We start from the raw sequence: 25,606 nt of genomic DNA on the forward strand, positions 1-25,606 counted from the left end.
AACTCACGTGAACATCTCCGCGCTCTTCATCAGGCGGCCGGTGGCGACCACCTTGCTAGCGATCGCCATCCTGCTCTCCGGCGCGCTGGCGTATTTCCGCCTGCCGGTGGCGCCTCTGCCGAACGTCACCTATCCGGTGGTCGTGGTACAGGCCAGCATGGCCGGCGCCAGCCCGTCGATCATGGCCTCCACCGTTGCCGAGCCGCTGGAAAAGCGCCTCGGCACGATTGCCGACGTCACCGAACTCACCTCCACCAGCGACGTCGGCTCTGCGCGGATCGTGGTGCAGTTCGGTTTGAACCGCGATATCAATGGTGCGGCCCGCGATGTGCAAGCCGCCATCCAGGCCGCACGCGCGGACCTGCCAAGCACGCTGCGCAATAACCCGACCTATCGCGAGTACAACCCGGCCGATTCGCCGATCATGGTGCTGGCGCTGACCTCCAAAACACTGACTCGCGCACAGCTTTACGACTCGGCCGATTCGGTGATCCAGCAACAGCTGTCGCAAGTGGATGGCGTGGGCCAGATCACGCTGGGCGGCAGCGCCCTGCCCTCTGTGCGCGTTGAATTGCAGCCCGATCAGCTCAACAGCTACGGCATCGGTCTGGAGGACGTGCGCGCAGCCATCAGTTCGGCCAACGCCAACAGCGCCAAAGGTCACATCGACCAGAATGGCGTGCGCTACGAAGTGACTTCCAACGACCAGATCAACAAAGCCGCGCCCTACCGTGATCTAGTGGTCTCGTACCGCAAAGGTTCGCCGGTCCTGTTGCGCGACGTGGCCGATGTCGAAGACTCGGCGGAGAATCTCCGCAACCTGGGCCTGTATAACGGCCAGCCCGCGGTGCTGGTGATCGTCTTCCCGCTGCCTGGCGGCAATATCGTCAAAACCGTGGGCGAGATACGCAAAGTGCTGCCTGCGATCGAGGCTACGCTGCCGCGCAACGTACACATCGGCGTTGCCATCGACCGCTCGCAATCGGTGAATGCCGCGGTGGGCGACACCGAACGCACGCTGTTCATGGCCGTGTTGCTGGTGATCGGCGTGGTGTTCGTGTTTCTGCAATCGCCGCGGGCGATCCTGATTCCAGCGGTAGCGCTACCGTTGTCCATCATCGGAACCTTCGGTCCGATGTACCTGATGGGCTACAGCCTGGACAACCTGTCCCTGATGGCATTGACCATCGGCACCGGCTTCGTGGTCGACGACGCAGTGGTGGTACTGGAAAACATCGTGCGCCACGTCGAAGCAGGCATGGATGTGCGCGAAGCGGCCCTGAAAGGCAGCGGCGAAGTCTGCTTCACCGTGATCTCGATGAGCCTGTCGTTGATCGCGGTATTTCTGCCGATCCTGCTGATGCCCGGCATCATCGGCCTGCTGTTCCACGAATTCGCCGTCACCTTGTCGACCGCCATCCTGCTGTCGATGGTGATCTCGCTGACGGTAACGCCGGCCATGGCCGCCTATGTGTTGAAGCCCGGCGCCGCCATGCATTCCAAGGCACGCTGGGCGCTGTGGTACGAACGGCAGTTCGACCGCTTCAAGGATGCCTATTCGCGCTCGTTGACCAAGGTACTCGACAATGCCTTGATGGTCGGCCTGATGCTGATCGGCCTGATCGTATTGAACGTGTTCCTGATCAAGCTGGTGCCCTCGACATTCTTTCCCGAGCAGGACAACGGCATCCTGATGGGGCAGATCATCGCCGACCAGAGCATCTCCTTCCAGGCGATGGAAAAGAAGCTGGCGCAATTGCAGTCCATCGTGCAGAAGGATCCTGCCGTGGCATCCGTGGCCGGCTTCACCGGCGGCCGCGCGCTGAACACCGCCAACGTCTACGTCGAACTCAAGCCGCTGGCCGAACGCAAACTGTCCGCCGCGCAGGTGGTGGACCGGTTGCGACCCAAGCTCAACGCCGTCTCCGGCGCCAAACTGTTCATGCAAGCGGCGCAGGACCTGCACATCGGCGGACGCTCTTCAGCGGCGGAATATCAGTACACGCTGACCAGCGACGATCCCGATGCGCTATTCACGTGGGTGCCCAAACTGGTGGCTGCGCTCGGCAAATCGCGTGGCCAGCTGCAAGACGTGAACTCGGACCTGCAGCAGAACGGCCTGCAGACCTACGTCAACTTCGACCGCGCCACCATGGCCCGCTACGGTTTTGCACCGAACCAGATGGATGCCGTGCTGTATGACGCCTTCGGCCAGCGCACGGTTTCCACCGTCTATAACCAGCTCAACCAGTATTACGTGGTGATGGAGGTTGCGCCGCAATACTGGCAGTACCCGCAGATGCTGGATCGCATGTTCTTCAGCGCCGCCGCCGGCAACCCCTCCGGTACGCAGCAAACGCAGATGCCGGGAAGCACGGTTTCGGGTGTGCAGGGCTTCGCGGCTGTGAGCGCCAGCAAGAGTGCAGCGTCCACCAACTCGCTCAATTCGAACGCGCAGGCCAACCAGCTCACCAACGCCATTTCCAACTCCAAGGGCGGTGCATCGAGCGGCAGCGCCGACAGTACCGCGCAGGAAACCATGGTGCCGTTCACCGCCATGGCCAGCTACACCAACAATCACACGGCCACCGAAGTCAGCCACCAGGGCGGCCTGGTTGCCGCGACGATCTCGTTCAACCTGCCGCCCGGCGGATCGCTGAGCAATGCGTTGGCAGCGATCAACCAGACCATGCAGGAATTGGGCATGCCCGCTTCCATCCACGGCGCCACGGCAGGCGCGGCACAGGTCTATTCGCAATCGATGTCGACCATGCCGCTGCTGGTTCTGGCGGCATTGGGTGCGGTGTATATCGTGCTCGGCGTGCTGTACGAGAACACGGTGCATCCGATCACCATTCTGTCCACCCTGCCCTCCGCCGGCATCGGCGCGACGCTGGCGCTGCTGATTTTCGGCACGCCGTTCTCGGTGATCGCGATGATCGGCATCATTCTGCTGATCGGTATCGTGAAGAAGAACGCGATCATGATGATCGACGTCGCCATTCACTTGCAGCGCGACGAAGGCTACGAGGCGACCAGGGCCATTCACGATGCGGCCGTGGTCCGCCTGCGGCCGATCATGATGACCACCGCGGCTGCCGTGCTCGGTGCCGTGCCGCTGGCGATCGGCATCGGCCAGGGCGCGTCGCTGCGCCAACCGCTCGGCATCACGGTGATGGGCGGCTTAATTCTCAGCCAGGTATTTACGCTGTACACGACACCGGTGATCTACCTATTCCTGGATCGCTTGCGCGCGCGACTCGCCAAGTGGGCCGCCACCTTGCCGTGGAACAGATCGGACGCGAGCGCATGACGATGAAGACTCACCACACAGCTCTGGCCGCCTCGCTGGCGATGTTGCTCAGCGGGTGCATGGTAGGCCCTGACTACCATCGCCCCCAGGTGCCGGTTCCCGCTCAATACAAAGAACTGCCGGGCTGGTCGCAGGCCGCACCGGCGGCCGAAGCGCCCAAAGGCGACTGGTGGACCGGATTCAATGATCCGCTGCTCAACCAACTCGAGCCGCAGGTATCGGTCTCCAACCAGACGGTGCGCCAGGCTTACGCCAACTACCAGCAGGCCCTGGCCGAGGTAAAAGTCGCGCGCGCCTCCTTGTTCCCGACCATCGGCCTGGAAGGCTCCGGCAGCAAGCAGCGCTCCGCGCACAGCAGCACCAGCCTGAATGCCAATCTCAGCCCCATCAGCACCTCCGGCTCGGTGGAAGGCAATATCAGCTGGGCTCCCGACCTGTGGGGCAAGGTTCGCCGCACGATCGAGGAAAACAAGGCCACCGCTCAGGCCAGCGAGGCGACGCTTGCCAACGCCACGCTTTCCGAACAGGTCGCACTGGCCACTGCCGTGATCGAGTTGCGCATCACGGATGCCAATACCGATCTGCTGCAGAAAACCGTCGATGCCTATACCGAATCGTTGCGTGTCGTGGAAAACCAGGGCACGGCGGGCACGGCTGCACCCTCCGATGTCATTGCCGCACGCACGCAACTGGAAAACGCCAAGGCCAGCCTGATAGCGCTCGGCATCGCGCGCGCCAACTACGCGCATGCCATTGCGGTGCTGGTCGGAAAGAACCCGGAAGAGCTCGATATTCCAACCGGCACGACACTCCCCACGCTACCTGACATACCGGTCGGTGTGCCCTCCACGCTGCTGCAGCGCCGTCCAGACATTGCCGTCGCGGAACGCCAGATGGCCGCGCAGAATGCCGCGGTGGGCGTAGCCGTAGCCGCGTACTACCCGAGCGTCTCCTTGTCGGCAGCAGACGGCTTCTCGCAATCGCCGCTGGCCGGTCTGCTGCACCTGGCCAACCACATCTGGTCGTTGGGGGCGAATGTGGATGAAACCGTGTTCGACTTCGGCGCGCGCCACGGCGAAGTCGCTGCGGCCAAGGCCGCTTATGAAGGCTCGGTTGCGAACTATCGCGGCACGGTGCTGACCGCCTTCCAGAATGTCGAGGACGATCTCTCCGGCTTGCGCATTCTGGCCCAGCAAGCCGAAGTGGTGGACGATGCTGCCAAGAACGCCACGGAGGGTGCACGGATCGCGCTGAACGAATATCAAGCCGGCACCGTCGACTACACCACCGTAGCCACTGCCCAGGCCACTCAATTGAGTACGGCGCAAAGCGCGCTGAGCGTCAAACAGCAACGCCTGGTCGATACGGTGTCGCTGATCGGCGATATCGGCGGCGGCTGGTCGGCCGGCCAGCTCAGCGACTCCAAATCATCCGGTAGCGCACGTTGATGTCCAGTATGTCGACAGAGCGGCTCGAACTATCCACCATTGTCGCAGGACTTTGGCGCATCGCGGACTGGCACCTTGATGTCGCCGCGCGCGTCCGCTGGATCGAGCAGGCACTGGAGCTTGGCATCACCTCGTTCGACCATGCCGATATTTACGGCGATTACCGTGCCGAAGCGTTGTTTGGCGAGGCGCTCAAAGCGATGCCTGCGCTGCGCCAACGCATGCAATTGATCACCAAATGCGGTATTCGGCTGCGCTCCGGGCAACGGCCGTATCGGGTGAACTACTACGACACCGGCGCGCAGTACATTCGAACGCAGGTAGAACAATCCTTGCGCAACCTGCATACCGAGCAGTTGGATCTGGTACTGATCCACCGCCCGGATTATTTGATGGATGCAGCGAATTTGGCGGACACCTTTGCCGCGCTCACCCGCGAAGGCAAGGTGGCGCATTGGGGTGTCTCCAACCACAGCTGCAGTCAGCTTGCCTTGTTGAACCAGCACTATCCCCTGCAAACCAATCAAGTGGAATTGTCGCCGCTGCAAACCCATGCGCTGGACGACGGCACGCTGGATCAGGCACAACAGCTCGGCCTGCGCCCGATGATATGGTCGCCGCTAGCTGGCGGCCGTCTATTTACCGGCGAAGATGTATCGGCTCAACGCGTACGAGCCGAAATGTCTGCCATCGCTGCGCGCTACGGCATCAGCGTCACCACACTCGCTTTCGCGTGGATATTGCGCCATCCGTCACGCCCGTGCCCGATTACCGGCACCGGTCGCGTCGAGGGCCTGCGCGATGCGGTCGCTGCGTTGAACGTCCGCCTCGATGCGGAAGACTGGTATGCCATCTGGACCGCCTGCAAGGGCCATTCGGTGCCCTGACTTCACCGGCAACAGCCGTCGCAAAACGACTGGATTACGCTGCGCCAACCCAACCAACGGCTCTGCGGCTCATTGCACGATCAGGGATTGCTCACGCCGTGCGGTACGTGACCGGTCGCTACGTGCTTGCGTGCCGATTCGACGTTAGCCGGCGAGTCATCGAAGAAGATGTCGGCGCCGAAAGCGTCGAGGAACGGTCCCTTGTCGCGCCCACCGAGGAACAAGGCCTCGTCGATGCGCACGCCCCAGCGGCGCAGGGTGAGAATGACGCGCTTGTGCGCGGGGGCGGAACGAGCCGTCACCAGAGCAGTGCGAATGGGCGAATTCTCTGCAGGGAAAGCCGCCTGCAAGCGATGCACCGCAGTGAGAAAGCCGCGGAACGGACCCACTGACAGCGGCTCGTCGGCCAGCTCGGTTTCGCTGCGATGGAAGGCCTCAAGGCCTTCTTCCCGCGACACACGCTCGCCTTCGTCGCCGAAAATCACCGCGTCGCCATCGAACGCAATGCGCAATTGCTCGCTGGCCCTGGGCGGCGCCACGGAGGGCAGAATGGTGGCGGCGGCCACGCCCGCCTTCAATGCCCTGCCAACGTCTTCGGCGTTGGCAGAAAGAAACAGATCCGCCTTGAACGGCGCTATGTAATCCGATGTCGGGGCACCGCTGGTAAAGGCCGCCCGGCTGATTTCCAGGCCGTAATGTTGGATGGCATTGAATATGCGCAAGCCGGTGTCGCCGGAATTGCGCGACAACAGGATGACTTCGACCGGAGGCAAGTCGCCCGCCAGCTTGTTCAGGCCGAGCAGTTTCTGCACCAGCGGAAACGCTACGCCAGGCTGCAGGATCTCGTTCTCGTGCTCGATCTGGAAAGCGCGGTAGGCATCGAGCCCTTGCCGCTCGAACAGGGTGTGGCTGTCGCCCAGATCGAACAAGGCGCGCGACGAAATCGCGACAACCAGCTTGTTGTCGGTCGCCGAGCGAGCATCGTGGACAGAAGAAGTAGAACGGGTCATGGTCGAAAAGAGTTCAATCGGCGGCAAATTGCTCATCCAGAATACGCTGTTCCAGATTGTGCTCCGGATCGAACAGCAAGCGCACGCCGCGTTCCTGCGATTGGCGGATGTCCACGGTACGAACGTTGCGCACTTCCAGGAAATCGGCGGTGGCGCTGATCGGGCGCTTCCCCGAATCCAGCACGCGCAGGCTCACCTGGGTGCGATGCGGAAGGATGGCGCCGCGCCAACGGCGCGGGCGGAACGGACTGATCGGGGTCAGCGCCAGCACGTTGGCATCGAGTGGAAGAATGGGGCCGTGCGCCGACAGGTTATAGGCCGTGGAGCCGGCCGGCGTGGAAACCAGGATGCCGTCGCAGACCAGGGTGGCCAGCTTCACGTCATCGTTGAGCCTTACCTCCAGGTGCGCGGCCTGGTTGGTTTGACGCAACAACGACACTTCGTTGAAGGCAAGCGCCGTGCGGGTCTGCCCATCGCTGTCAGTGGCGACCATTTCCAACGGAAACAATTCGGCGGTGTGCGCGCGCGCGATGCGCTCGGGCAGCTCTTCGAGCTTGTACTTGTTCATGAGAAAGCCGACCCGGCCCAGCTTCATGCCGTAGACCGGTACGGCAATGGCGCGATGCGCGTGCAAGGTGCGCAACATGAAGCCGTCGCCGCCCAGGGCAACGATCACCTCCGCCTCGACAGCGGGCACGTCGCCGTAACGATCCACGAGTTTGCGGCGAGCTTGCTGGGCCACGTTGGTTTCGCTGGCGACAAACGCGAGGCGCATAAGATCCGTCTTCGATGAGGGTCGTGTTCTGGAGCTTACGATACGACGAAGGGCAAGGCCATGACGGCCTTGCCCTTCTGCACACTACCCTGACGCTGATGCGTGCTGTCAGCCTACCGGCACCTGCGCCAACTGCGCCAGACGACGTACCGCCACCGATGCGATCGGATAATCCGCGTTCTGGGTGAGGATTTCCGCCAGCATGCTGCGCGTGTACTTCAGCGTGGGATCGTCGCGATCCAGCCATGCCTGCACCGGCGAGACGTCCTTCGAGCCGCCATTCAGCGCCAACACCTGCGTAGCCAGGGCGCGGTGCTGATGGTTGAGCTCATCCAGCAGCGAACCGCGTGCTTGCGCATGCCAATGACCATCCACCGGCAGGGCTTCGATCTGGCCGCGCAGCCATTCCAGATCCAGGCTCTGGCCCAGTTCGTAGAACACGTTGGCGACCTTGGCGATGGGCTGGCCGCTCTGCTGGGCCACTTCCACCATGTCGAGCATGGCGCGCAGTTCCGGCAGCTTGGCCAGGCGCAGAGCCAGTTCGGTCGGCAGGCCAAGGCCTTCCCACTTTTCCTGGCTGGTGGCGAAGTCTGCTTTGCCAGCCGGCGTCAGCGCATCCGTAACCGTGGCGCTGAGTTCGGCCACGGCAGCCTGGTAGCGCTCCACGTTGGCGGCGATTTCCAGCGTGCCGCCCGGACGGCTCAGCAACCAGCGCGTGATGTGGCGCAGCAGCGACCATATCTGCAGGATCGCATCGACCTGCGTGCTCTCGGCCACCTTGCTGTCCTGCGCCTCGATTTGCGCCCACAGGTCGCGCGCGCCGAGAATTTCGCGCGCAGCGGTATAAGCCTTGGCGATCGCCGCTGGGCCCTGCCCGGTATCTTCCTGCATGCGCATCATGAAGGTGGCGCCCATGCGGTTGATGGTGGAGTTGGTCACCGCGGTGGCAATGATTTCGCGCTTCAGGCGATGACGCTGCATGTGCTCGGCGTATTTGTCGTGCAGCGGTGCCGGGAAATAGCGCACCAGTTCCTTGGACAGGTACGGATCTTCCGGCACGTCCGACTCCAGCAATTGCTGGAACAGGCGGATCTTGTCGTAAGAAAGCAGCACCGACAGTTCCGGACGGGTCATGCCTTGGCTACGCGTCTTGCGCTCGGTCAGCTCGGCTTCGCTCGGCAGGTTTTCCACCTGGCGATCGAGCAGGCCTTCGCCCTCCAGCGTACGAATGAAGTGCGCCATCGAACCCAGGCGCTTGGCCGACTGGTGTTCCATCAAGGTGATGGCCTGGTTCTGGCGGTAGTTGTCCCACAGCACCAGTTCGCCTACTTCGTCAGTCATCGAGGCGAGCTGCTTGTTGCGGCCGTCGACGGTGATCTCGTTACGCTGCACGGCGTCGTCGAGCAGGATCTTGATGTTCACCTCGTGATCGGAGGTGTCCACGCCAGCGGAGTTGTCGATGAAGTCGGTGTTCAGCAGCACGCCGTGCTGCGCGGCCTCGATACGGCCCTTCTGGGTGAAGCCCAGGTTGCCGCCCTCGCCGACCACCTTGCAACGCAGTTCCGCACCGTTGAGGCGCAGGCCGTTGTTGGCGCGGTCGCCCACGTCCGCATGCGTCTCGCTGGTCGCTTTCACATACGTACCGATACCGCCGTTCCACAGCAGATCGACCGGCGCCTTGAGAATGGCATTGAGCAGATCGTTCGGCGACAGGTGCTGCACATCGGCCTTCAGGCTCAGCGCCGCACGCACTTCCGGCGAAATCGGAATCGACTTCACGCTGCGCGGCCACACGCCGCCACCGGCAGAAATCAGCGACTTGTCATAATCCTCCCAGCTTGAACGCGGCAGCTTGAACATACGTTCGCGCTCAGCGAAGGACTTCGCCGTATCCGGATTGGGATCGAGGAACACGTGGCGATGGTCGAACGCCGCCAGCAGGCGGATGTGCTTCGACAACAGCATGCCGTTGCCGAACACGTCGCCGGACATGTCGCCGATACCGACGCAGGTGAAATCTTCGCTCTGCGAGTCGCGGCCCAGCGCACGGAAGTGGCGCTTCACCGACTCCCACGCACCCTTGGCAGTGATGCCCATGCCTTTGTGGTCGTAACCGTTCGAACCACCGGAGGCGAAGGCGTCGCCCAGCCAGAAGCCGTGCTCGATCGAGATCGCATTGGCGATGTCGGAGAACGTGGCCGTGCCCTTGTCGGCGGCCACCACCAGGTACGGATCGTCCTGGTCGTGACGCACCACGTCGTGCGGCGGCACGACCTTGCCTTCCACCAGGTTGTCGGTGATGTCCAGCAGGCCGTTGATGAACAGGCGATAGCAGGCGATACCTTCGGCCAGCTGCGCATCGCGGTCGCCGCCGACCGGCGGATGCTTGACGAAGAAACCGCCCTTCGAGCCGACCGGCACAATCACGGTGTTCTTCACCATCTGCGCCTTCACCAGGCCCAGCACTTCGGTACGGAAGTCTTCGCGGCGATCCGACCAGCGCAGGCCACCGCGAGCCACCGGCCCGAAGCGCAGATGGATGCCTTCCACGCGCGGCGAGTACACGAAGATTTCGCGATACGGCACCGGCTTGGGTGCGTCCGGCACCTGCTTGGAGTCGAACTTGAAGCTGATGTAGTGACGATGCGCGCCATCCCACTTCTGGTAGAAGCTGGTGCGCAGGGTGGCGCGGATGGTGTTCATGAAGCTCAGCAGGATGCGCTCGTCATCCAGGCTGGCCACATCGTCGAGCAGCGCCTTCAGCGCTTCCCACAGCACGTGCACTTGCTGTTCGCGCGGCTGCGCCAGCACATTGACCATGCCGTCGATCAGCTCAGGCTTGGCTTTCTGCGTTTCGGCCGGGATCAGCGCATGCATTTCGCGGCGCAAATCGGCCTGGGCCTTTTCCAGCTCGGCGGCGCCGAGCTGCTCGCGATGCGGGTCGAACTTGGCGTTGAACAGCTCGATCAACACGCCGGCGATGGCCGGATAACGGTTGAGCGTCTCTTCCATGTAGCTCTGCGAGAAGGCAATGCCCACCTGCTGCAGATACTTGCAATAGCCGCGCAGCACGGCGACCTGGCGCCAATCGGCCTGCGCCGACAACACCAGGTTGTTGAAGCCGTCGCTTTCGGCCTGGCCACGCCACAACGCTTCGAAGCTGCGCTCGAAACGCTCGCGCAGGTGCGCCAGTTCGAATGCCAGCGGCGCCTTCGGTTTCAGCTCGAAGTCGTGAATGGTGAGCGTGCGGCCTTCGCTTTCCAGCGTGTAGACGTGTTCGGCGAGCATGCGCACGCCCATGTTTTCCAGCATGGGCAATGCATCGGAGAGCGAAATCGGCGCGCCAACGTGGATCACCTTGAAACGCAGGCTCTGATCGCGCGGATCTTCGTAAAGATTGAGATGAATCGAATCGTCGCTCTTGAGCCCGGCCAGCGCGGCAATGTCGTGCGCGGCCACTTCAGGAGAGACGTCTTCGATATAGCCGGCCGGCAGGATCTTGCCGAAGCGATTGAGCAGGGCCACGCCCTGCGCAGCGCCAGCGTGTGCAATCAGGCTGTCGCGCAGACTGTCCTGCCAGTTGCGCACGATGTGCGACAGGCGGGTTTCCAGGTTCTGCACGTCGTAGGCTGGCTGGTCGCCGGGATGCGGACGCACGGTGACGTGCAGGCGCGCCAACGCCGACTCGCCCATCAGCACGTTGGAATCCACGCTTTCGCCGTGGAAGACTTCGCGCAACATCGCCTCGATGCGCTCGCGCACCGTGGTGCTGAAGCGATCGCGCGGCACATACACCAGGCAGGTGAAGAAACGGCCATAGCGGTCGCGGCGCACGAACAGGCGGGCGCTGGCGCGCTGCTGCAACTCGAGAATGCCGGTCGCCGTGGTGAACAGCTCGTCTTCGCCGGACTGGAACAACTCGTCCTGCGGCAAGGTTTCCAGAATGTGACGGAGCGACTTGCCCGAGTAGGAATCGCGCTTGAGACCGGAGCGCGCCAACACGGCCTCCACACGCTGGCGCACCATGGGCACGTCCTGCGGACGGGTCATATAGGCGTTGGACGTGAACAACCCGAGGAAGCGCTGCTCCGACACCGGCTTGCCGTTGGCGTCGAACTTCAACACGCCCACGTAATCCATGTTGCCGGCGCGATGCACGTGCGAGCGTGCATTGGTCTTGGTCAGGATGATGGCGTCGTAAGAACCCGACTGCGGCAAATCGTGCGCCGCCAGGCTGCGCAGCGAGCGCGGCGCCACGGAGCGCTCGCGACCGTGCAGGATGCCAAGTCCCGATCCTTCGACCGGGCTGAGCACTTCGTCGCCGCCCGCCTGGGTGACTTCGTATTCGCGGTAGCCGAGGAAGGTGAAGTTGTCGTCGGCCAGCCAGCGCAGAAATTCGCTGGCTTCGTTGATCGAGGCAGCATCCAGCGGCAGCTTGCGGTTGGGCAGGTCGGTGGCGATGGCCAGCGCCTTGTCGCGCATGCCGGCCCAGTCGCGCACGGAGGCGCGCACATCTTCCAGCGCAGCCTCTACCTGGCCTTTCAGCTGCGCCTGGGCTGCATCGCCGTCGACGCGGTCCAGCTCGAAATGCATGACCGACTCAGGGGTGCCTTGCTCGTCGCCGAGGCGCTGAAGCTGGCCATTCGCATCGCGGGTCGCTTTTACCACCGGGTGGATCACGGCCTGGATCGGCGAATGTGCCGTCAACACCATGCTGACCGTATCGACCAGGAACGGCATGTCGTCGGTAACGATCTCGACGGCGCTGCGTGCTGCATGGCCGGCGTCGGCGATGCGCACCACGGCGCGCCCAGTCGGACGCTGCTGCATGAAGTCGAGCAGACCTGCCATCACCGAGGCCCATTCGGCAGGCGTGTGCAGGTCGATATCGGAACTGGCAATGCGCGAGAAAAAGGCGCTGATAAAAAATTGCGCCTCATCAAGGCGCTTGGTCGGAAAACCGGATTTCTTCAACTCTTCGAGCACGACAGACGCGAGGGGGATGTCGTTGGCCGCACGGATCGCATTCATGGCTTCTACTTAAGAAGTGGAGACGGGTAAGACTGAAAAGGGACGGGAATGGAGCAGAAAGCCTTAAAAGCATACGCTTCGCGCTGCATTGAATCCATCGGCAGCGCAACAACGCGCGCCCTCGCAAACGCGTGGATCAGCGCGCAGTCACGTAATGCGGTCTTTGTTCGGTCATCAACCCATTGCGAAGCTGCAAGGTGTATAAAACCTGTCTGCCCGGCACTTTTTTCGCGGCTGCCTTGCCTTGGACAAATAACAAGCGGTTTGTCAGGGATGATCTCAAGAGCGCCCCTGCCGTCAGTCATGATCGCCCGGGGCTGGATTCGCACCGCGAATAAATTGTAAACTGATCGGTATAGTCTTGCTGACGCCCCTTCCTCGGGACGAATGACACAGGACAAAAGCGGCCCTCATCCGATAGATAAACGTAAGATTTTCCGGCAAGTCTGATCGGCCATTCGATCGGCCGCCGCCACCCCCTACCCCCGATTACGCTAGTCATGGAGTTCTCATGAAGTCGACGCCAATGCGCACACCGGTGCTGTGCCTGAGCCTGCTGGCGCTTGCCGCCTGCGGCAAGGAGCAAGGGCCGCCCAAGATGCCACCGCCGACCGTAGGCGTGGTGGAAGCCCAACCGCAGAATGTACCGCTCAGCAAAGACCTGGTCGGCCGCCTATCCGCCTTCCGCAGCGCCGACGTGCGCGCCCGCGTGTCGGGCCTGCTGCTCAAGCGCGTGTATACCGAAGGTACGGACGTCAAGCAGGGCCAGTTGATGTTCCAGATCGACCCGGCCACCTACAAGGCCGCGCTGACCGCCGCCGAGGCTGCGCTGGCATCCGCCCAGGCCACCTATACCAACGCTCACGTCGTGGCCAACCGCGACCGCCAGCTGGTGCCCAAGGGCTATATCTCGCAAGCCCAGCTGGATACCGACGAAGCCACCGAGCGCTCCTCGCAGGCTGCCGTGAAGCAGGCGCAGGCGAACGTGCAGACGGCCCAGGTCAATCTCAGCTACACCAACATCACCTCGCCCATTGCCGGCCGCGCCGGCGAACAGCAGGTGACCGAAGGCGCCATCGTGGGCAACGGCACCTCCGATGCCGGTTCCGGCTCGACCCTGCTGACCACGGTCGACCAGGTCGATCCGATGTACGTGAACTTCACGCTCAGCGCCGCCGACCTGGATACCCTGCAGCATGCCCAGCACGCCGGCAGCGTGTCGCTGGCGGACCAGAGCAACACCACCGTGCAGCTCACCCTGCCCAGCGGCAGCAAGTACGACGCGCTCGGCACGCTGGATTACTCCTCGGTAATCGTCAACCCGACCACCGGCGCCATCAACATGCGCGCGCAGGTCCCCAACCCCGACAAGCGCCTGCTGCCGGGCATGTACGTGACCCTCACGGCCAACATGGGCGAACTCAACAAGGTGTTTCTGATTCCGCAGGCGGGCATCCAGCGCGATCCCGCCGGCGCCTATGCGCTGGTGGTGGGCAAGGACGGCAACGTGGCCCAGAAGCGCGTGATGGCCGACAACATGCGCGGCAACGATTGGGTGGTCACCAGCGGCCTCGATGCCGGCGATCAGGTGATCGTGTCGGGCGTCCAGACCGTCAAACCCGGCGCGCCCGCCAAAGCCCAGCCATGGACGCCTGACCAGGCGGCCACCGGCACGGCCCCCGCCGCTGCTGGCCATCAGTAAGGAGAACACTGATGCCGAGTTTCTTTATCGACCGCCCCATCTTCGCGTGGGTGGTCGCCATTCTCATCACCCTGGTCGGCACCATCTCGGTGCTGAACATGGGTGTGGAGTCCTACCCCAACATCGCGCCTCCGCAGGTCACGGTGACGGCCACCTTCCCCGGTGCCAGCGCCCAGACCATGGAAGACACCGTCACCAAGGTGATCGAGCAGCAGCTCACCGGCGTGGACAACCTGCTTTATTTCAGTTCGGCCTCGAACTCCAACGGTACGTCCACGATCACCCTGAGCTTCGCTACCGGTACCGATCCGGACATCGCCCAGGTACAGGTGCAAAACAAGGTATCGCTGGCACAGCCGCAGTTGCCGGCAGCGGTGACGCAGCAGGGCGTGGTGGTGGCCAAGGCCAACCCGGACTTCCTGATGTTCGTGGGCCTGATCTCCAACAATCCGGAAATCGACGGTAATCGCCTGAACGACATCGTCGGCACGCAGGTGATCGATCAGGTTGGCCGCATTCCTGGCATTGGCAGCACCTTCCAGGTCGGTTCCGAATACGCCATGCGCGTGTGGCTGAACCCGGACAAGATGCAGGGCTACGGACTTTCCGCCACCCAGGTGGAAAGCGCGATCTCCGCCCAGAACGTGCAGTTCGCCGCCGGTTCGCTGGGTGCCGATCCCGCCGTCAACGGGCAGAGCTTCACCGCCACCGTGTCGGCCGAGGGCCTGTTCTCAACGCCCGAGGAGTTCGGCAACATCATCCTGCGCGCCAATGCCGACGGCACCGTCGTGCGCATGAAAGACATCGCGCGCATCGAGTTCGGCCCGCAGACCTACGGTTTCACCTCCACCTGGAGCGGCAAGCCGGTCGGCGGCTTCGGCGTGCAGTTGCTGCCGGGCGCCAACGCGCTCAACGTGGCCGAAGCCGTGCGCGCCAAGATGGACGAGCTGTCCAAGGACTTCCCACAGGGAGTCACCTGGTTCGCGCCGTACGACAGCACGCCGTTCGTGCAGGTGTCGATCAAGGAAGTGCTGCACACGCTGGTCGAGGCGATCATCCTCGTGTTCTTCGTGATGCTGATCTTCCTGCAGAACTTCCGCGCCACCATCATCCCGACGATGGTGATTCCGGTGGCCCTGCTCGGCACCTTCATCGGCCTGTCGCCGATGGGCTTCACCATCAACCAGCTCACCTTGTTCGGCATGGTGCTGGCCATCGGTATCGTGGTGGACGACGCGATCGTGGTGATCGAGAACGTCGAGCGCATCATGTCCGAGGAGAACCTCCCGCCGAAGGAGGCCACGCGCAAGGCGATGAGCCAGATCACTGGCGCCGTGGTGGCGATCACCGTGGTGCTGGCGGCAGTGTTCGTGCCTTCCGCGCTGCAGCCAGGCGCCACCGGCGTGATCTACAAGCAGTTCGCGCTGACCATTGCCGTATCGATGGGCTTCTCGGCGTTCCTCGCGCTGTCGTTCACGCCGGCCTTGTGCGCCACCATCCTCAAGCCCACGCACGAGCAAAAGAAGAATTTCATCTACAACTGGTTCAACAAGGCCTTCGACCGCATCACGCACACCTACCACGGCCACATCGGCAGTGCGGTGCGTCACGCTCCGCGGTGGATGATCGTGTTCGTCCTGATCACCATGCTGGCCGGCTTCCTCTACACCAAGCTGCCCACCGGCTTCGTGCCGAACGAGGACCAGGGCTTTGCGCTGGCCATCGTCAGCCTGCCGCCGGGCGCCACGGTGGAGCGCTCGGAACACGTGATGAAGGAGATCAACGACAAGCTGGACAACAGCCCGTTGAAAGGCACCTACGTAGGCATGTACCAGATCAGCGGCTTCAGCTTCGTGGGCCGCAGCGAAAACGCCGGCATGGTGTTCATCAAGCTCAAGGATTGGGATCAGCGCTCGATCACCGCGGACGACTTCATCCGCACGGCCAACGGTGTCCTGCACGGCATCCGCGACGCGCAGATCTTCGTGGTGAACCTGCCGACCATCCGCGGCCTGAGCCAGTTCGGCGGCCTGGACATGTACCTGCAGGCCCGCAACGGCCAGTCGCGGGCCGAATTGGGGCAAGCCATGGGCATGCTGCTGGGCAAGGCCGCACAAAGCCCCACGCTGTTTGGCACCCGTCCCAACATCCTGCCGGATGCACCGCAGTACAACCTCAAGGTTGATCGCATCCAGGCCTCGACCCTGGGCATGTCGGTAAGCGACGTCTACAGCGCCATCCAGCTGATGCTGGCACCGGTGTACATCAACAACTTCATCTACGAAGACCGCGTGAAGCGCGTGATGGTGCAAGCAGACGCCCCATACCGCATGGATACGGGCTCGCTGAGCCACGTTTATTCGCCCAGTTCGCTTGCCACCACCTCGACGACATCCTCGAGCACCCCTGCCTCGGTCAATGGCCCCTACAGCATGATTCCGCTGTCCAGTGTGGTGCACACCAGCTGGAGCATGGCCGCGCCTTCGCTGACGCGCTACAACGGCTACCCGGCCATCGAAATCGTCGGCGATGCCAACAAGGGCTATTCCACCGGCCAGGCGATGGGGACGCTGCAGAACATCGTCGACAACGAGCTTCCCAAGGGCTTCGGCGCAGATTGGACCGGCCAGTCGTACCAGGAAATGCTGGCCGGCAACTCGGCCACACTCTTGATGATTCTGTCGATCGTGATCGTGTTCCTGTGCTTGTCGGCGCTGTATGAAAGCTGGTCGATTCCGGTCGCCGTGTTGCTGGTAGTACCGCTTGGCGTATTGGGCATGACCGTGCTGATGATGTTGCGCGGCTTCCCGAACGACATGTACTTCAAGATCGGCATGGTGACGGTGATCGGCCTGGCCGCGAAAAACGCCATCCTGATCGTGGAATTCGCGGTCGAGCAGCAAGCCGAGGGCAAGACGCTATTCGAAGCGGTACTCACCGCTGCCCGCCAGCGACTGCGCCCGATCCTGATGACCTCGCTGGCCTTCATCCTCGGCGTGCTGCCGCTGGTGATGTCCACCGGCGCAGGCGCCAACTCCCGCCACGAAATCGGTACGGCGGTGATCGGCGGCATGCTGTTCGCCACCATCCTGGGCCTGCTGCTCATTCCGGTGTTCTACGTGAGCGTACGGCGCATGCTGGGCGACAAGCTGGACGAAGAGACGCACAAGCTGGCACGTCACGATCACTGACGAACGGCTTTGCCGCAAACAAAAAAGCCCCGGCGATCCGCCGGGGCTTTTTTTATCTCCCTGCCGCACAACGGCGGGTTTCGCGACTCATTCGCGAAACCCGCTCTGGGCGATCAGCGCAAGCCGGTTTCAGCACGCGCAATGACCATGCGCTGGATTTCACTGGTGCCTTCGTAGATCTCGGTGATCTTGGCATCGCGGAAATAGCGCTCCAGCGGCATCTCCTTGGAATAGCCCATGCCGCCGTGGATCTGCACCGCCTGGTGGGCAATCCACATCGCGGCTTCGGAAGCCACCAGTTTCGCCACCGATGCCTCGGTGCCGAAGCGGCCGCCTTTCTTCTCCGCCTCACCCTTGGTCCACGCGGCGCGCAAGGTAAGCAAGGTGGCAGCGTCGAGCTTGCACTTCATGTCGGCGATCTTGGCCTGCGTCATCTGGAAGGTGCCGATCGGCTGGCCGAAGGCCTTGCGGTCGCGCGACCACTGCAGCGTGGCCTCGTAGGCGGCGCGAGCAATGCCGACGGCCTGCGAAGCGATGCCGATGCGGCCCGCATCCAGCACGCCCATGGCGATGGAGAAGCCCTTCCCTTCCTCGCCCAGCAGATCGTCTTTCGAACAGACGTACTCGTTGAACTCGATTTCGCAGGTGGCCGAAGCACGAATGCCCAGCTTGGGCTCGGTCTTGCCTGCATGAAAACCGGGCTTCTGCGTATCGATGATGAAGGCCGACACGCCCTTGGCACCGATACCGGGTGTAGTGATGGCGAACAGCACGATGTAGCGCGCCACCGGACCGGAAGTGATCCAGCTCTTCTTGCCGTTGATCACCCAGTCGCCGTCGGCATTCTTCGACGCGCGGGTGTGCATGGCCGACGCATCCGAACCGGATTGCGGTTCAGTCAGTGCGTAGGCACCGATCGCATCGCCCTGGGCGATGGCGCGCACATACTTCTGTTTCTGCTCTTCAGTGCCGTGCTTGAGGATGCCGTTGCAGAACAGCGAATTGTTCACCGACATGATGGTGGAGGTGGCCGCATCGGCCGCAGCGATCTCGATCATTGCCAGCACATAGCCGACCGGATCCATGCCGGCACCGCCGTACTCGTGCGGCACTTCAATGCCCATCAGGCCCAACTGGCCCATCTCGCGGATGTTGTCCAGCGGGAACTCGCCCTTGGCGTCGAGCTCGGCGGCTACCGGCACGATCCGCTTCTGCGCAAAGTCGCGGGCAATAGCCTGAATGGAGAGCTGGTCTTCGGTGAAACGGAAATCCATGAGGGGCTCCGGGGGGCGAACGTGTGAGAGGGAAGCCCACCATTTTAGCCGGGCTAGGCTGCGGGGCCTTGTGCGGGTGCAGCAAGAATGGGAAACGGGGGAAGAGCATCGCACCGTCCCCCGTCATCAAGCTTTTTCAATACGAGCTTCCCACGAAGCGAATAGCCTCCGTCTCCCGCAACCTAAACGTTCCCCGTTCCCTGTTCCCCGCTTCGACCCTTGACGCCCCGGGCAACCCCGCCTACCCTTAACATCTCTTTATCGCGATATAAGGATGCTTAATGGATCTGGCCACCGCCTCCAGCGTGTTGCGCCTGCTGGCCGATCCCACCCGCGTGCGACTGCTGGCCCTGCTCGAGCGCGAGGAACTGACCGTTGCCGAATTGGCGGCGGTGCTGCATCTGGCGCAGCCGCGCGTATCGACCCATCTGGCCAAGCTCAAGGAAGCCGAGCTGGTGCGCGACCGCCGCGCGGGCGTATCGGCCTATTACCGCGCCAACAGCGAAAGCGATGAACATCAGCATGCATTGATCCGTTCTTTGCGCGAAAGCATCGACGATGCCCTGCTGCGCGAGGACGCTGCCCGCCTTCCCGGCGTGCTTGCCCAGCGCGCTCACGAGGAAGGCTGGGCCGACACCGTGGCCGGCGACATGGAACGGCATTACTCGCCCGGCCGCACCTGGGAGACGCTAACCCGTTCGCTGCTGCAATTGCTGGAAACCGGCGACGTATTGGATATCGCCTCGGGCGATGGCGTTACCGCCGAATTGCTCGCCCCCCATGCACGATCCATCGTCTGTATCGATGCCAGCGAACGTGTCGTGGAAGCGGCAGCGAAGCGACTGGCCGGCTTCGACAACGTCGAGGTCCGTCATGGCGACATGCACGCGTTGTCGATGGAAGCCGACCGCTTCGATCTGATCCTGATGCTGCACGCGCTCACCTATTCGGAACACCCCTCCGAGGCCATCGCCGAAGCCGCGCGAGTGCTGCGTCCGGGCGGGCGCCTGCTCGCCGTGACGCTGGGCAAACACGATCACCGCGCGGTGGTGGAACCGTTCGACCATCGCAATCTTGGTTTCAACCAGCAAGACCTGACCAGACTCGCCGCACAGGCCAAGCTCGAAGTGCTCAGCTGCAACCGGCTCAGCCGCGAACGCAAGGCACCGCACTTCGAAGTAATCAGCCTGTTGGCACGCAAGTCGTAACGGAGCGTTCCCATGAGCATGCTTCCCTGGCTTCATCCCGAACGAGTCGCTTCGCTGGAAGCGGCTTTGCGCCAACGCATCCTGATTCTCGACGGCGGCATGGGCACCATGCTGCAAGGCCATCAGCTGGACGAAGCCGGCTTTCGCGGCGAGCGCTTCGAGCACGGCCACGACAACCACCACGAGCACGATCATCCGGGTGGCTGCGATCTCAAAGGCAACAACGACCTGCTGACGCTGACCAAGCCGGACATCATTCGCGGCGTGCACGAAGCCTATCTGGAAGCCGGCGCAGATCTGATCGAAACCAACACCTTCAATTCCACGCGGATCAGCCAGGCCGACTATCACCTGGAACACCTCGCTTACGAACTGAATCGCGAAGGTGCCAGGCTGGCCCGCGCGGCCTGCGATGCCTATACCGCAAAGAATCCGGCCAAGCCGCGCTTCGTCATCGGCGTGCTGGGCCCGACCAGCCGCACCGCATCGCTGTCGCCGGACGTCAATGATCCGGGCTTTCGCAACGTCACTTTCGAAGAGCTGGTCGTCAATTACACCGAATCGGCCAACGGCCTGATCGACGGTGGCGCCGACATCGTCATGGTCGAGACGATTTTCGATACGCTCAACGCCAAGGCGGCCCTGTTCGCGCTCAGCGAACTGTTCCGGGCGCGCGGCCATCGGGTGCCGGTGATGATCTCCGGCACCATCACCGATCGCTCCGGCCGCACCCTGTCGGGGCAGACGGCCGAAGCGTTCTACTACTCGGTGAAGCACATCCGACCGTTGGCAGTGGGCCTCAACTGCGCGCTCGGCGCAGCCGACCTGCGCCCGCACATACAGACCCTCGCGAACGCCTGCGAGTCTTACGTCAGCACCCACCCCAACGCCGGGTTGCCCAATGCCTTTGGCGAATACGACGAGACACCGGCGCAGATGGCGGCGGTTATCGGCGGCTTCGCGCGCGAGGGGCTGCTCAATCTGGTCGGCGGCTGCTGCGGCACGACACCGGCGCACATCAAGGCGATCGCCGAAGCGGTGCGCCAATACGAGCCGCGTGCATTGCCTTCGGAAATTACACAAGCGGCATAAGCCCCGGCGCCGCCACCACCTGCTCCCATCCCTCCCTGCGACCCCAAGGCAGTCCCTGTGGGACGAGCAGGGGGAGGAGAAAAACTGCCAAGCATGAACACCATCCGCCACACCCGCCTCTCCGGCCTCGAACCCCTGGTGATCACACCGGACCTGCTGTTCGTCAACGTAGGCGAGCGCACCAATGTCACCGGCTCGGCGCAGTTCAAGAAGCTGATCAAAGAAGACCGCTACGAAGAAGCAGTGGAAGTCGCGCGTCAGCAAGTTGCCAATGGCGCGCAGATCATCGACGTCAACATGGACGAAGGCTTGATCGATTCGGAAGCGGCGATGACACGCTTTCTGAATCTGATCGCGGCCGAACCGGACATTGCCCGCGTGCCAGTGATGGTCGATTCGTCCAAGTGGAGCGTGATCGAGGCCGGCCTGCGCTGCCTGCAAGGCAAGGGCGTGGTCAACTCGATCTCGATGAAAGAAGGCGAAGAGCTGTTCCTGGAGCACGCTCGCAAGGTGCTTGAATACGGCGCCGCCGTGGTGGTGATGGCCTTCGACGAACAGGGCCAGGCCGATACCTGCGAGCGCAAGGTGGAAATCTCCTCACGCGCCTACAAACTGCTGACCGAAGAGCTGGACTTCCCGCCCGAAGACATCATTTTCGACCCCAATATCTTCGCCATCGCCACCGGCATTGAAGAACACAACAATTACGCGGTCGACTTCATCGAAGCCACGCGCGAACTGAAGAAGCGTTTCCCGCTCAGCCACGTGTCCGGCGGCGTATCCAACGTATCGTTCTCGTTCCGCGGCAACAATACGGTGCGCGAAGCCATCCATTCGGTATTCCTGTACCACGCGATCAAGGCTGGCATGGACATGGGCATCGTCAACGCGGGTGCGTTGATGATCTACGACGACGTGCCCGAGGAGTTGCGCGAACGCGTCGAAGACGTCGTGCTCAATCGCCGCCCGGATGCTACCGAGCGCTTGCTGGAAGTCGCCGATCAATACAAGGCCAAGAAAGGCGAAGCGCCGGTCGAAAACCTGGCGTGGCGCGAAAAGCCGGTGCGTGAACGCCTGGCCCACGCCCTGGTGCACGGCATCGACCAGTTCGTCGACGAGGACACCGAAGAAGCGCGCCAGCAGTCCAGCCGCCCGCTGGACGTGATCGAAGGCCCGCTGATGGACGGCATGAATATCGTGGGCGACCTGTTCGGCGCCGGCAAGATGTTCCTGCCGCAAGTGGTCAAATCCGCGCGGGTGATGAAAAAGGCAGTGGCCTATCTGCTGCCCTACATCGAGGCCGAGAAATTGCGCACCGGCGACGTGGGCAAGAACAACGGCACGATCGTCATGGCCACAGTCAAGGGCGACGTGCACGACATCGGCAAGAACATCGTCGGAGTGGTGCTTCGCTGCAATAACTTCGAGGTGATCGATCTTGGCGTGATGGTGCCCGCACAAAAGATCCTGGACAGCGCGCGGGAGCACAAGGCAGACATGATCGGCCTGTCCGGCCTGATCACGCCGTCGCTGGAAGAAATGAGCCAGGTCGCACGCGAAATGCAGCGCCAGGAATTCGAGATTCCATTGCTTATCGGCGGCGCCACCACGTCGCGTGCGCACACGGCGCTGAAGATCGAGCCGCACTACAAGTCGCCGACCGTGTGGGTGAAAGATGCCTCTCGCGCCGTCGGCGTGGCACAGTCGTTGGTGAGCAAGGATTTGGTCGACAATTTCATGGCGAATATCCGTGCCGAGTACGCGGACATTCGCGAGCGCCACAAGAACCGCGGCAAGGGCAAGACCCTGGTGCCGCTGGAACATGCGCGCAACCAGCGCTTCCGCGGCGATTGGTCTGCCTACGTGCCGCCGCAACCGCGCAAGCCCGGCCTCACCGTTTTCAACGATTACGACCTCGCCGAATTGCGCCAATACATCGACTGGACACCGTTCTTCCAGGCGTGGGAGCTGGCCGGCCGCTATCCGGCCATTCTCAAAGACGAGATCGTCGGCAAACAAGCCAGCGAATTGTTCGCCGATGCGCAGGCCATGCTCGACAAAATCATCGCCGAACGCTGGTTGACTGCGCGCGCGGTCATCGGCTTCTGGCCGGCACGTGGCGTAGGCGACGACATCGCATTGACTGCCGGCGACGATGGCAAGATCCGCATCTTGCACCATCTTCGCCAGCAGGCGGAGAAGCCGGCAGAGCGCCCCGACTTCTGCCTCGCCGACTTCATTGCACCCAAGGATGCCGGCAAGCAGGACTGGCTCGGCGGCTTTGCCGTTACCGCCGGCATCGGCATCGAAGAACACGTCAAGCGCTTCGAAGCGGATCACGACGATTATTCGGCGATTCTGCTCAAGGCGCTGGCCGATCGCCTGGCCGAAGCGTTTGCCGAGCGCCTGCACGAACGCGTACGCCGCGAGTTCTGGGGCTACCAGCCCAATGAAACGCTCGATAACGATGCGTTGATCGACGAGCAATACCGCGGCATCCGCCCTGCCCCAGGCTATCCCGCCTGTCCGGACCACACCGAGAAAACGGCGCTGTTCGAATTGCTCGATGCCACCGCCAATACCGGCATCGAGCTTACCGAAGGTTTTGCGATGTATCCGGCTGCCGCCGTATCAGGATGGTATTTCTCGCACCCCGACAGCCAGTATTTCGTCGTGGGTCGCATGACTCGCGAACAGATCGACGACTACGCCAAGCGCAAAGGCTGGACACGCGAAGAGGCGGAGCGCTGGCTGGCCTCTCACCTGGACTACGACCCCGAATAGCCCGGGCGACCGGGTGCATCGCCCCAGGTAGCGCCCCGGATACGGACTGCGGGGCGCTCCGGGGTGCGCGATTGTCAAATTATGGACACATTATTTTCACGCAGACTTAAGATTTCCTGACGACGGCCGATTAAATCCTCGCGGAACACTTCCGCCATTTGTCGCACCTATCGCAGGATTCTACGTATGCATTCGCTCGGCCGGCGGACCGCCCTGGTCTCCGCCCTACTCGCCTTAGCCGTTTCCCAGGCAGCTCTTGCCGATGACGGCTTCTCTTACCGTTTCTCCGGCTTTGGCACCCTGGGCTACGTCCAGACCAATACCAACGACCTGACCTTCCTGAACCCCGGACAGGAAAAGGGCGCCACCAAGTCGGGTTCCCTGTTGGTGGATTCACGCCTGGGCGCGCAGGTCGACGTCAACTTCAACGACCAGCTCAGCGCCACCGTGCAGGGATTGGCCCAGCAGGATGCAAAAGGCCAGTTCGAGCCGACGCTGGAATGGGCGTTCCTGCGCTACAAGCCGCTGGACAGCGTGAGCGTGCGCGTGGGCCGCCTGGGCTGGCCCGCCTACCTGGTTTCCGACTACCGCTACGTGGGTTACGCCAACCCGTGGCTGCGCGCGCCACTGGAAGTCTATGACCTGGCCGTACTCGATTATTTCGACGGCGGCGACGTGACGTGGACCCATGCACTGGGCCCTGGCACCGTGTCGGTGCAAGTGCTGGCTGGCAGTGCCGATACGGATCTGCCCGATACCTCGCAGCAAACGGCCAAGCTGGGCGTGCACCAATTGTACGGCGGCTATGTCACCTACGACATCGGCGATTTCCATTTGCGCGGCGGCGCCAGCACGGCGCACATCGACTACACCTCCGGCAGCACGGCGCCGCTGTTCGCCGGATTGCAGCAAGCCGGTTTCGGCTCCATCGCCGATTCGCTCGAAGCCAATAACAAGCGCGCCACGTTCGTGAGCCTTGGCGGCACCTACGATGCGCACAATATTCTCGCCACGGCGGAATACGGCGCGCTGCATTCGTCCAGCTTCCTGGCCCGCAACAACGGCTGGTACGGCACCCTGGGTTACCACTTCGGCAGCTGGACGCCGTATGTCACCTACGGCGGCACCAACAAGCCCAGCGAAGTAAACAGCTATGGCGTTCCCGCCTTCGGGCCGCTGTTGCCGCTGTCGCAAGGCGTCGATGCACTGGTCAGCCATACCTATCAGCACACCACCTCTCTGGGCGTGCGCTGGGACGTCTACAAGAACATCGACATCAAGGCGCAGCTCGACCACGTCACGCCTTCCGCCAACGGCGGTGATTTCGCCGACGTGTCGCCCACCTACGACGGCCATTCGGTGAATGTGTATTCGGCTGTCGTGGACTTCGTGTTCTGAGGAGGCCCGCCATGACAAGTAAGATGATCAAGTGGGCTTGCGCTTTGGCTTTGGCTGCGGGCGCCATGCCGGCCTTTGCGGGCATAGCGGTAGTCGTTGCCGCCGGCAGCAGCGCGCCGAGCATGAGCAAGGACCAGGTAAGCGAGCTGTATCTGGGCAAAAGCAGTGCCTTTCCCGGCGGCGGCTCGGCCAAGCTTTACGACCTGCCCGAATCCAATCCGGTGCGCGAGCAGTTCTATCAGAAGCTCTCCGGCAAATCCGCCAGCCAGGTCAAGGCCGTGTGGTCGCGACTGATTTTCAGCGGCAAGGCCCTGCCCCCCAAAGAGCTGGGCAGCGATGCCGAAGTGAAAAAGGCCGTAGCCTCCGGCGGCACCTCGATCGGATACATCGACAGTTCCGCGGTCGATTCCAGCGTCAAGGTCGTGCTCACCCTTCCCTGAGCCGATCCACCTACCTCAAGCGTGCGAACAGGGACGTCGCACGCTTCATGGTA

General features: G+C 62.7%; 14 protein-coding genes. 10 read left to right on the top strand and 4 right to left on the bottom strand.

Annotated elements, in window-relative coordinates:
* The first annotated feature begins 7 nt into the window (after positions 1-7).
* The 3 genes from ISS99_RS19080 to ISS99_RS19090 are packed head-to-tail and all read left to right on the top strand — an operon-like array spanning position 8 to position 5,648.
* Complete coding sequence (locus ISS99_RS19080; RefSeq protein WP_204633192.1) at positions 8-3,313, top strand: efflux RND transporter permease subunit; 3,306 nt, start codon at positions 8-10, stop codon at positions 3,311-3,313.
* Positions 3,310-4,761 (top strand): efflux transporter outer membrane subunit, encoded by a 1,452-nt coding sequence (locus tag ISS99_RS19085; protein ID WP_204633193.1) that lies wholly within the window; start codon positions 3,310-3,312, stop codon positions 4,759-4,761. The genes ISS99_RS19080 and ISS99_RS19085 overlap by 4 nt, the downstream gene beginning before the upstream one ends.
* 8 nt (positions 4,762-4,769) lie before the next feature.
* Entirely contained in the window at positions 4,770-5,648 is an 879-nt protein-coding gene (locus tag ISS99_RS19090; protein ID WP_204633194.1) for an aldo/keto reductase, read from the top strand.
* 80 nt (positions 5,649-5,728) lie between these two features.
* On the opposite strand, the gene ISS99_RS19095 is transcribed toward ISS99_RS19090, so the two are convergent.
* From ISS99_RS19095 to ISS99_RS19105, 3 genes are all read right to left on the bottom strand, one after another.
* A complete protein-coding gene (locus tag ISS99_RS19095; protein ID WP_204633195.1) occupies positions 5,729-6,658 on the bottom strand; it encodes a 5'-nucleotidase in 930 nt (309 codons plus the stop codon).
* A 13-nt stretch (positions 6,659-6,671) separates the two neighbouring features.
* A complete protein-coding gene (locus ISS99_RS19100) occupies positions 6,672-7,433 on the bottom strand; it encodes an NAD kinase (protein WP_204633196.1) in 762 nt (253 codons plus the stop codon).
* Between the two features lie 108 nt (positions 7,434-7,541).
* Entirely contained in the window at positions 7,542-12,464 is a 4,923-nt protein-coding gene (locus ISS99_RS19105; RefSeq protein WP_204633197.1) for an NAD-glutamate dehydrogenase, read from the bottom strand.
* Positions 12,465-12,975: 511 nt separating this feature from the next.
* Here ISS99_RS19105 and ISS99_RS19110 point away from each other — a divergent pair.
* Entirely contained in the window at positions 12,976-14,166 is a 1,191-nt protein-coding gene (locus ISS99_RS19110) for an efflux RND transporter periplasmic adaptor subunit (protein ID WP_204633198.1), read from the top strand.
* Between the two features lie 11 nt (positions 14,167-14,177).
* Positions 14,178-17,357: a multidrug efflux RND transporter permease subunit gene (locus tag ISS99_RS19115; protein WP_204633199.1), complete on the top strand. Its 3,180-nt coding sequence runs from the start codon at positions 14,178-14,180 to the stop codon at positions 17,355-17,357.
* Between the two features lie 113 nt (positions 17,358-17,470).
* Here the strand turns inward: ISS99_RS19115 and ISS99_RS19120 are convergent, their stop codons facing one another.
* Positions 17,471-18,631 carry an acyl-CoA dehydrogenase family protein gene (locus tag ISS99_RS19120; RefSeq protein ID WP_204633200.1) on the bottom strand — a complete coding sequence of 387 codons (1,161 nt, stop codon included), beginning with the start codon at positions 18,629-18,631 and terminating at the stop codon, positions 17,471-17,473.
* Positions 18,632-18,912: 281 nt separating this feature from the next.
* Between ISS99_RS19120 and ISS99_RS19125 the strand changes: the two genes are divergently transcribed.
* From ISS99_RS19125 to ISS99_RS19145, 5 genes are all read left to right on the top strand, one after another.
* Complete coding sequence (locus tag ISS99_RS19125; protein ID WP_204633201.1) at positions 18,913-19,839, top strand: ArsR/SmtB family transcription factor; 927 nt, start codon at positions 18,913-18,915, stop codon at positions 19,837-19,839.
* A gap of 12 nt (positions 19,840-19,851) precedes the next feature.
* Positions 19,852-20,931 carry a homocysteine S-methyltransferase family protein gene (locus ISS99_RS19130; RefSeq protein WP_204633202.1) on the top strand — a complete coding sequence of 360 codons (1,080 nt, stop codon included), beginning with the start codon at positions 19,852-19,854 and terminating at the stop codon, positions 20,929-20,931.
* A gap of 93 nt (positions 20,932-21,024) precedes the next feature.
* A complete protein-coding gene (gene metH / locus ISS99_RS19135) occupies positions 21,025-23,715 on the top strand; it encodes a methionine synthase (protein WP_204633203.1) in 2,691 nt (896 codons plus the stop codon).
* A 186-nt stretch (positions 23,716-23,901) separates the two neighbouring features.
* Complete coding sequence (locus ISS99_RS19140) at positions 23,902-25,113, top strand: hypothetical protein (protein WP_204633204.1); 1,212 nt, start codon at positions 23,902-23,904, stop codon at positions 25,111-25,113.
* Between the two features lie 11 nt (positions 25,114-25,124).
* Entirely contained in the window at positions 25,125-25,553 is a 429-nt protein-coding gene (locus ISS99_RS19145) for a phosphate ABC transporter substrate-binding protein (RefSeq protein WP_204633205.1), read from the top strand.
* The last annotated feature ends 53 nt before the right edge of the window (positions 25,554-25,606 follow it).

The organism is Dyella mobilis (genome assembly GCF_016904945.1).
Taxonomy (GTDB): Bacteria; Pseudomonadota; Gammaproteobacteria; order Xanthomonadales; family Rhodanobacteraceae; genus Dyella_B; species Dyella_B mobilis.

What these genes read in the sequence shown, in the direction of transcription:
- ISS99_RS19085 (WP_204633193.1), top strand. Translation starts at nt 3,310, where the DNA reads ATGACGATGAAGACTCACCACACAGCTCTGGCCGCCTCGCTGGCGATG.
- ISS99_RS19090 (WP_204633194.1), top strand. Translation starts at nt 4,770, where the DNA reads ATGTCGACAGAGCGGCTCGAACTATCCACCATTGTCGCAGGACTTTGG.
- ISS99_RS19095 (WP_204633195.1), bottom strand. Translation starts at nt 6,658, where the DNA reads ATGACCCGTTCTACTTCTTCTGTCCACGATGCTCGCTCGGCGACCGAC.
- ISS99_RS19100 (WP_204633196.1), bottom strand. Translation starts at nt 7,433, where the DNA reads ATGCGCCTCGCGTTTGTCGCCAGCGAAACCAACGTGGCCCAGCAAGCT.
- ISS99_RS19105 (WP_204633197.1), bottom strand. Translation starts at nt 12,464, where the DNA reads ATGAATGCGATCCGTGCGGCCAACGACATCCCCCTCGCGTCTGTCGTG.
- ISS99_RS19110 (WP_204633198.1), top strand. Translation starts at nt 12,976, where the DNA reads ATGAAGTCGACGCCAATGCGCACACCGGTGCTGTGCCTGAGCCTGCTG.
- ISS99_RS19115 (WP_204633199.1), top strand. Translation starts at nt 14,178, where the DNA reads ATGCCGAGTTTCTTTATCGACCGCCCCATCTTCGCGTGGGTGGTCGCC.
- ISS99_RS19120 (WP_204633200.1), bottom strand. Translation starts at nt 18,631, where the DNA reads ATGGATTTCCGTTTCACCGAAGACCAGCTCTCCATTCAGGCTATTGCC.
- ISS99_RS19125 (WP_204633201.1), top strand. Translation starts at nt 18,913, where the DNA reads ATGGATCTGGCCACCGCCTCCAGCGTGTTGCGCCTGCTGGCCGATCCC.
- ISS99_RS19130 (WP_204633202.1), top strand. Translation starts at nt 19,852, where the DNA reads ATGAGCATGCTTCCCTGGCTTCATCCCGAACGAGTCGCTTCGCTGGAA.
- metH (WP_204633203.1), top strand. Translation starts at nt 21,025, where the DNA reads ATGAACACCATCCGCCACACCCGCCTCTCCGGCCTCGAACCCCTGGTG.
- ISS99_RS19140 (WP_204633204.1), top strand. Translation starts at nt 23,902, where the DNA reads ATGCATTCGCTCGGCCGGCGGACCGCCCTGGTCTCCGCCCTACTCGCC.
- ISS99_RS19145 (WP_204633205.1), top strand. Translation starts at nt 25,125, where the DNA reads ATGACAAGTAAGATGATCAAGTGGGCTTGCGCTTTGGCTTTGGCTGCG.